General features: G+C 70.8%; 8 protein-coding genes. 4 read left to right on the plus strand and 4 right to left on the minus strand.

Features of this window, described 5'->3' with window-relative positions; genetic code table 11:
• On the minus strand, positions 1-428 hold a 428-nt coding region (locus WA805_RS05205; RefSeq protein WP_425241779.1), incomplete at its 3' end, for an Lrp/AsnC family transcriptional regulator.
• A 113-nt stretch (positions 429-541) separates the two neighbouring features.
• Here WA805_RS05205 and WA805_RS05210 point away from each other — a divergent pair.
• Complete coding sequence (locus tag WA805_RS05210) at positions 542-2101, plus strand: MFS transporter (protein ID WP_425241780.1); 1560 nt, start codon at positions 542-544, stop codon at positions 2099-2101.
• 135 nt (positions 2102-2236) lie between these two features.
• On the opposite strand, the gene katG is transcribed toward WA805_RS05210, so the two are convergent.
• The 3 genes from katG to WA805_RS05225 all read right to left on the minus strand — a co-directional run bounded on the left by katG (position 2237) and on the right by WA805_RS05225 (position 5271).
• On the minus strand, positions 2237-4456 hold the full coding sequence (gene katG, locus WA805_RS05215) for a catalase/peroxidase HPI (RefSeq protein WP_425241781.1): 2220 nt from the start codon (positions 4454-4456) through the stop codon (positions 2237-2239).
• A 33-nt stretch (positions 4457-4489) separates the two neighbouring features.
• On the minus strand, positions 4490-4927 hold the full coding sequence (locus WA805_RS05220) for a Fur family transcriptional regulator (RefSeq protein ID WP_422274731.1): 438 nt from the start codon (positions 4925-4927) through the stop codon (positions 4490-4492).
• A 104-nt stretch (positions 4928-5031) separates the two neighbouring features.
• Entirely contained in the window at positions 5032-5271 is a 240-nt protein-coding gene (locus tag WA805_RS05225) for a DUF3099 domain-containing protein (protein ID WP_422290975.1), read from the minus strand.
• A 31-nt stretch (positions 5272-5302) separates the two neighbouring features.
• Between WA805_RS05225 and WA805_RS05230 the strand changes: the two genes are divergently transcribed.
• The 3 genes from WA805_RS05230 to WA805_RS05240 all read left to right on the plus strand — a co-directional run.
• Positions 5303-6325 carry a YdcF family protein gene (locus WA805_RS05230; protein WP_422323836.1) on the plus strand — a complete coding sequence of 341 codons (1023 nt, stop codon included), beginning with the start codon at positions 5303-5305 and terminating at the stop codon, positions 6323-6325.
• A 38-nt stretch (positions 6326-6363) separates the two neighbouring features.
• On the plus strand, positions 6364-7470 hold the full coding sequence (locus tag WA805_RS05235) for a DNA glycosylase AlkZ-like family protein (RefSeq protein ID WP_422340698.1): 1107 nt from the start codon (positions 6364-6366) through the stop codon (positions 7468-7470).
• Between the two features lie 2 nt (positions 7471-7472).
• A partial coding sequence (locus tag WA805_RS05240; RefSeq protein WP_422274739.1) for an alpha/beta fold hydrolase occupies positions 7473-7611 on the plus strand: 139 nt, incomplete at its 3' end.

Here is a 7611-nt window from a genome sequence, read left to right on the forward strand (position 1 = left end):
GTGAACTCATGCAGGATCGAATGCGCGGTGATGGCGGTGACGTGGCGGCTGCCGGGCAGGCCGCGCAGGAATAGAGTGTTGCGCTGCTCAGGGGTCCGCGCCTGCAGGGTGCAGACGATTTCCGTACCGCCCGAATACAGCCGTACCCACCGGGTATCTGGCCTGCGCGCGAGCGCGGCCGCTATCGGTTGCGCACTGCCCGGGGTGGCCTGCAGGCGGACGATCCAGTCCACCCAGCCGGCGCGCTCGCCGTCGATGAGGCCGTACACCCGCAGGCCGGCGGTTTCCGCCAGCCGGCGGTACCTGCGCGCGATGGTCTGGTCGGAGACGCCGATGATCTCCGCGAGCAGGCGGAACGGCGCTCGCGGCGCCACCGTCAGCGCGTGCAGCAGCTGCCTGTCAACGGCGTCTAGATGACTGGATTTCACGGATTCGAGCCTCACAATGTCGAGATCCGGCGAGATGGCCGCTGAATGCGGGGCGCCTTCAGGATATCGGGCACGATGAATGACGGTAAGCCCCAGTGGAAAGGCGATAACTGATGGCTAAGAAGTGGTGGACCCTCATCGCGGTGTGCGCGGGCCTGTTCATGCTGCTGCTCGACGTCACGATCGTGATCGTCGCGCAGCCGGCGATCCAGACCGGGCTGCACGCCTCGTTCAGCGATGTGCAGTGGACCCTGGACGCCTACGCCCTCACGCTCGCCGCGCTGCTGCTGACATCGGGCTCGCTCGCCGACCGGTACGGCCGCAAGCTGCTGTTCTCGATCGGGCTCGCGATCTTCACGATCGGCTCGCTGCTCTGCGGCCTCGCGGTCAGTCCGCTGATGCTCATCGCGTCGCGCAGCGGCCAGGGGGTCGGCGGCGCGATCATCTTCGCGACGTCGCTGGCACTGCTCGGAAACAGCTTCCGCGGCCGTGAGCGGGGCGTGGCCTTCGGCATTTGGGGAGCGGTCATCGGCGTCTCCACCGCGCTCGGCCCGGTGCTGGGCGGGGTGATCACGACGGACTGGAACTGGCGCGGCATCTTCCTCGTCAACGTGCCGGTCGGCATATTCGCGCTGGCCGTGACCATCTGGCGGGTGGAAGAGTCCCGCTCCCCCCACCCCGAGCCGCCGGACTGGGTTGGCTTCGTGCTGTTCACCGCCGGGCTGACCACGCTGATCTACGGGCTGATCCGGGCCGGGGAGACCTCGTGGTCAGACACCGGGGTGATCGGCTGCCTGGGCGCCGGCGTGGTCCTGCTCGCCGCGTTCGTGTGGGCCGAGAGCCGCGTCGCGCACCCGATGTTCGACCTGTCCCTGCTGCGCGTGCCCACGTTCACCGGCGGGTCCATCGCGGCGTTCGCGATGAACGGGTCGCTGTACGCGATGCTGCTGTACTTCGTGATCTACCTGCAGGACATTCTCGGCTACTCGGCGCTGGAGGCGGGGCTGCGGCTCGCCGTCATCAGCCTCGCCCAGCTCGTCACGGCCACGATCGCCGGGCGGCTCAGCGACCGCGTGCCCGCGCGCTGGCTGGTCGGCCCCGGTCTGCTGATCGTCGGCATCGGGCTGATCCTCATGACGGGCCTGAGCGGCACGTCGTCGTGGACGCACCTGATCCCCGGGTTCATCGTCTCCGGGTTCGGCTCGGGGCTGGTGAATCCGCCGCTCGCCTCGACCGCTATCGGCGTGGTGCCCCCGCACCAGGCGGGAATGGCCTCGGGCGCCAACTCGACCTTCCGGCAGGTGGGCATCGCCACCGGCATCGCCGCGCTCGGCACCATCTTCACCTCGGCTATCGAGCGCCACCTGTCCACGGCCCTGCCGCCATCGCTGGCCGGATCGGCGCCGCGGATGGTGAGCGCCATCCGCCAGGGCAATGTCGCGCACGCGATCTCCTCGGTGCCGCCGGCGGACCGCGCCGCGGTCGCCGCGGCGCTCAGGTCGAGTTTCGCCGCGGGCATGAACGACCTGCTCTACGTGACCGCGGCCCTGGCCCTCGTCGGCGGGGTGTGCGCCGCCGCGCTGATCCGCCGCAAGGACTTCCACCGGCCGGATGCCGTTGCCGAGGCGGCGGACGCGGCGACCGGGCGCAGCGCGACGGAGACGGTGGCCTAGGGGGACCGGCGTTCCGCGGGCGCGAGCCCGCGACTGGCGCCTCAGCGCTTCTTGCTGTTATCAGTCTCCAGCAAAAATCGTGCGGGAGTACCCCCGTAGTCTGGGGCTACTCCCGCACGATCATGGTGCGCGCGCCTACCGCAAGTCGTACCGGTCCGCGTTCATGACCTTGACCCAGGCGGCCACGAAGTCGGTCACGAACTTCTCCGTCGCGTCGTCGCTCGCGTACACCTCCGCGAGCGCCCGCAGCTCCGAATTCGACCCGAAGGCCAGGTCCACGCGGCTGCCGGTCCACTTGACCTCGCCCGCGGCGTCCCTGCCCTCGAACGTGTTCGCGTCCTCGGACGTGGGCTGCCACGTCGTGTCCATGTCGAGCAGGTTGACGAAGAAGTCGTTGGTCAGCACCCCGGGCCTGTCGGTGAACACGCCGAGCTTCGACCCGTCGTAGTTCGCGCCGAGGACGCGCAGTCCGCCGAGGAGGACCGTCATCTCCGGGGCGGAGATCGTCAGCAGGTTCGCCTTGTCGACGAGCAGGTACTCGGCGGGCAGCCGCACGCCCTTCCCGACGTACTGGCGGAACCCGTCGGCCTTCGGCTCCAGGTTGGCGAACGACTCCACGTCGGTCTCCTCCTGGTCCGCGTCGCCGCGACCCGGGGCGAACGGCACGTCGACCGAGACCCCGGCGGCCCTGGCCGCCTCCTCGATGCCGACGCCGCCGGCCAGCACGACCAGGTCGGCGAGCGATACCTCCTTGCGGAAGCCCTCCTGGATGCCCTCGAAGGTGCGCAGCACCGGCGCTAGCTGGTCCGGGTTGTTCACCTCCCAGTCCTTCTGCGGCTCCAGCCGGATCCGCGCGCCGTTCGCGCCGCCGCGCTTGTCGCTGCCGCGGAACGACGACGCCGCCGCCCACGCGGTGGATACCAGCTGCGGCACCGACAGGCCCGACGCGGCGATCTCCGCCTTGAGCACGGCGATGTCGTCGTCGGTGAGCTGGGGCGTCGTGTCGGGGATGGGGTCCTGCCAGATCAGCACCTCGCGCGGCACCTCGAGCCCGAGGTAGCGCACGACCGGGCCCATGTCGCGGTGCGTCAGCTTGTACCATGCGCGGGCGAACGCGTCGGCGAACGCGGCCGGGTCCTCGGCGAACCGCCGGGAGATCGGCTCGTAGATCGGGTCGAAGCGGAGCGCCAGGTCGGTGGTGAGCATCCGCGGCTCGCGCGTGCCGTCACCGAACGCCTGCGGCACCGTGCCGGCGCCCGCGCCGCCCTTGGGCCGCCACTGGTTGGCGCCCGCCGGGGACTTGGTCAGCTCCCACTCGTAGCCGAACAGGATCTCGAAGAACTCGTTGTCCCACCGCACCGGGTGGTTGGTCCAGGTGACCTCGAGCCCGCTGGTGATCGCGTCCGCGCCGACGCCGGTGCCGTAGGTCGACTTCCAGCCGAGGCCCTGCTCCTCGATCGGGGCTGCCTCCGGGTCGAGGCCGACGCTCTCCGCCGGGCCCGCGCCGTGCGTCTTGCCGAACGTGTGGCCGCCGGCGATCAGCGCCACCGTCTCCTCGTCGTTCATCGCCATCCGGCGGAACGTCTCGCGGATGTCGCGGCCCGCGGCGAGCGGGTCGGGCGTGCCGTTCGGGCCCTCCGGGTTGACGTAGATGAGGCCCATCTGCACCGCGCCGAGCGGGTCCTCGAGCTCGCGGTCGCCGGTGTAGCGCTCGTCGCCGAGCCACTCGGTCTCCGGGCCCCAGTAAACGTCCGCGTCCGGCTCCCAGGCGTCCACGCGGCCGCCGCCGAAACCGAACGTCTCGAAGCCCATCGTCTCCAGCGCCACGTTGCCGGTGAGCACGATCAGGTCGGCCCACGAAAGGCTCTTGCCGTACTTCTTCTTCACCGGCCACAGCAGGCGGCGCGCCTTGTCCAGGCTGACGTTGTCCGGCCAGCTGTTCAGCGGGGCGAACCGCTGCTGCCCGGAGCCGGCGCCGCCGCGCCCGTCGCTGATCCGGTAGGTGCCGGCGCTGTGCCACGCCATCCTGATCATGAGCGGCCCGTAGTTGCCGAAGTCGGCAGGCCACCAGGGCTTGGAGTCCGTCAGCACCGCCGCGATGTCCCGCTTCACGGCGGCGAGGTCGAGGCTGCTGAACGCCTCGGCGTAGTTGAAGTCCTCCCCCATGGGATTGGCCTCGGCGGGGTTCTTGGCGAGGATCTTCAGGTTGAGCTTGTTCGGCCACCACTCGAAGTTGGCGTCACCCTTGGTGGGGTGGACGCGGCCGTGCACGACAGGGCACGTGTCCTCGGCTCCGGCGGCCTCCGGGGTCTCGTCTTCGATGACTAGCGGATCGTGGTTCTCAGACTCAGCCATGGGAATCCTTCCGGACGACGCGGATCGCTGTGTTCATGAACTGCTGGCGGTGGAACAGCTGGGGCACAGGCCCCAGTACACGACCTCGGCCTCGTGGATCGAGAAACCGTGGTCGTCGGACGCGGTCAGGCACGGCGCTTCGCCGACCGCGCAGTCGACGTCGGCGACCACGCCGCACGACCGGCACACGACGTGGTGATGGTTGTCCCCGACGCGTCCCTCAAACCGGGGCGCGCCGCCGGCCGGCTCGATGCGGCGGATGAGGCCCGCCGCGGTGAGCGCGTGCAGCGCCTCGTACACGGCCTGCAGGGAGATGTGCCCCACCCGGTCGCGTACACCCAAGGTGATGGCCTCGATGCCGAGATGGTCACCGTGCCGGACTGTCTCGAGCAGCGCCACGCGCGCGGCCGTCACCCGCAGGCCGGCGCCGCGCAGCTCATCGGCGGCACCAGGAGTCGGAGACGGGCTCATAACACAGGACCCTATCGCCCAAAAGACGAATCATTCAAGACAACGAACTGTCCAATTTTGAGACATAATTTCCCCGAACGGGCCCGTGGTGACTCCCCAGCCGGTCACTGCCTGTTGACCGGGCCCGCATTGCCGATGATCGCGGCGACCGGCGGGATAACCAGCGCTACCGCGGACATGGCGACGGCCGCGACGGTCGAGTACCGCCAGATCAGCGTCCAGGCCAGCACGATCAGCAGCAAGCAGACGCCCATCAGGATGAGGTAGGCGCGTTCCCGCGGGATCAGCCGGAACAGCCGCGGCTCCCGTACCTCGCGCGGCGGGCGGTCTTCCTGCATCGGCATTCGTCCTCCCCTGTCACCGTATCCTCAGGACGTGTTCGCTCTCGGGCTGGCCATGGCGGCGTTCGTCGTCTTCGTCGCGGGCGTGGCCCACGACAGGCGCAGCTTCAGCAACGCGGTCTTCCTCGGCCTCGCGCTGGCTCTCGGCGCGCTCGACGGCGCCGAACGGCTGGCCGGCACGCACGACAGGGCCGCGCACCTGCTGCTGCTCGCGCTGGTGCTGCTGGCGGTGGCCGGCCCGTTCTTCGCCGCCCTGTACCTGGTCGGCAACGGCGTCACGATGGTGCGGAAGGAAGGCGTGCGCCCGACCCCCCTGCTCCCCCTGCTCGCCGGGCTGGCCATCCTCGCGGTGATCGCCCTCGAAGTCGCCGCGGACCGGGTCGGTTCCCCGCGGCTGAGCCAGGTCACCATGGTCACCGTGCGGCTGGCCGGCTACGTGTCGTTCCTGTGCGTCTCCTACGTGATCTACGCGCTGATCTACAGCAAGCTCCCGGTCGCCCGCCGCGCCGACTACGTGGTGGTGCTCGGCGCCGGGCTGCTGGACGGCGGACAGGTGCCCCGGCTGCTGGCCAGCAGGCTGGAGCGGGGCCGTGCGGTCTACGAGAAGCTGGCGTCCCGCGGCGCCGACCCGCTGCTGATCGTCTCCGGCGGCAAGGGCGGCGACGAACAGGTCTCTGAGGCGGCGGCCATGGCTCGGTACCTGACCGAGCGCGGGTTTCCCGCCGGCCGGCTGATCCTCGAGGACCGCTCAGCCAGCACAGAAGAGAACCTGCTGTTCAGCAAGGCCATCATGGACCAGCAGCGGCCCCCCGCCCCTGGTAAGCCAGCTGCCCGGTGCGTCATCGTGACGAGCGGCTTCCACGCGTTCCGCGCCGCGATCATCGCGCGGCGGCTCGGGATCAACGGCCAGGCCACCGGGGCGCGCACGGCCGGCTACTACTGGCCGGGCGCGATGCTCCGCGAGTTCGCCGCGGTGCTGTACAGCTACAAGCTGGTCAACGCCGGCGTCTGCGCGCTGATCGTCGTCCTCCCGCTGGCCTACGACGTGGTCCGCTGACATGGTCCGCGCGGGCGGCTGAGCATAGGCTCGAGGCCATGCCGAAAGTGCACCAGCTCAGCCGCCAGGAGGCCCGGCGGCTGGCGATCAAGGCGCAGCTGCTGGAACGGGACCGGCCGGACGGCCTGCTCACCGCCGCGCGGCGGCTCACGCTGCTCCAGCTGGACCCGGTGAGCGCCGTCGCGCCCAGCGCCGACCTGGTCGTCTGGAGCCGGCTCGGCTCGGCGTACTCCCTCGCCGGCCTGCGCAAGGCGGTGGACGAACGGCAGCTGATCGAGCTGATGGCCCTGCTCCGCCCCGCCGAGGACCTGGCGCTCTACCGCGCGCGAATGGCCGCCTGGCCGGGAACCGGTGAGCTGAAGGGCTGGCAGATCCATTTCCGCGACTGGGTGCAGGCGAACGACCGGTGCCGCCGCGACATCCTCGGCCGGCTGCGCGCCGAGGGCCCGCTGCCATCCCGCGAGCTGCCCGACACGTGCGACCGGCCGTGGGCCTCCACCGGCTGGACCAACAACAAAAACATCACCAAGCTGCTCGACTTCATGGTCGCCCGCGGCGAGGTCGCGGTCGCCGGGCGGAAAGGCCGCGAGCGGCTGTGGGACCTGGCCGAACGCGTCTACCCCGACCACCCGGTCGTGCCCGCCGAGGAAGCCGTGCGCGAACGGGACCGGCGGCGGCTGCGCGCCCTCGGCATCGCCCGCGCCACCGGCGTGGAGTTCTCCGTCGAGCCCGCCGTCGTCGGCGCGGCCGGCGAGCCTGCTGTCGTCGAGGGCGTCCGCGGCGAGTGGCGGGTCGACCCGTCCTACCTCGGCCAGCCGTTCGCCGGGCGGGCCGCGCTGCTGTCGCCGTTCGACCGGCTCGTCCACGACCGCGGCCGCACCCTCGACCTGTTCGAGTTCGACTACCAGCTGGAGATGTACAAGCCCGCCGCGAAACGGCGCTGGGGCTACTACGCCCTCCCGGTGCTGTACGGCGACCGGCTGGTCGGCAAGGTCGACGCCCTCGCCGACCGCAAGGCGGGCGCGCTCGTGGTGCACGCCGTGCACCAGGACGTGCCGTTCACCGCCGCCATGACCGCCGAGGTCGACCAGGAGATCACCGCCCTCGCCGACTGGCTCGAGCTCGACCTGCGCAGGCAGGGGTGAGCATGCCCGCGCCGCGAGACCGCGCGCCGGTGCTGCTGCTGCACGGGTTCTGGCATGGCAGCTGGTGCTGGACCGAGGTTCTGGCCGGCCTGACCGGCGCGGGCGTCCGGGCCGTGGCCGTCGACATGGCCGGGCACGGGC

This window comes from Trebonia sp., assembly GCF_049794275.1.
Classification (GTDB): domain Bacteria; phylum Actinomycetota; class Actinomycetes; order Streptosporangiales; family Streptosporangiaceae; genus Trebonia.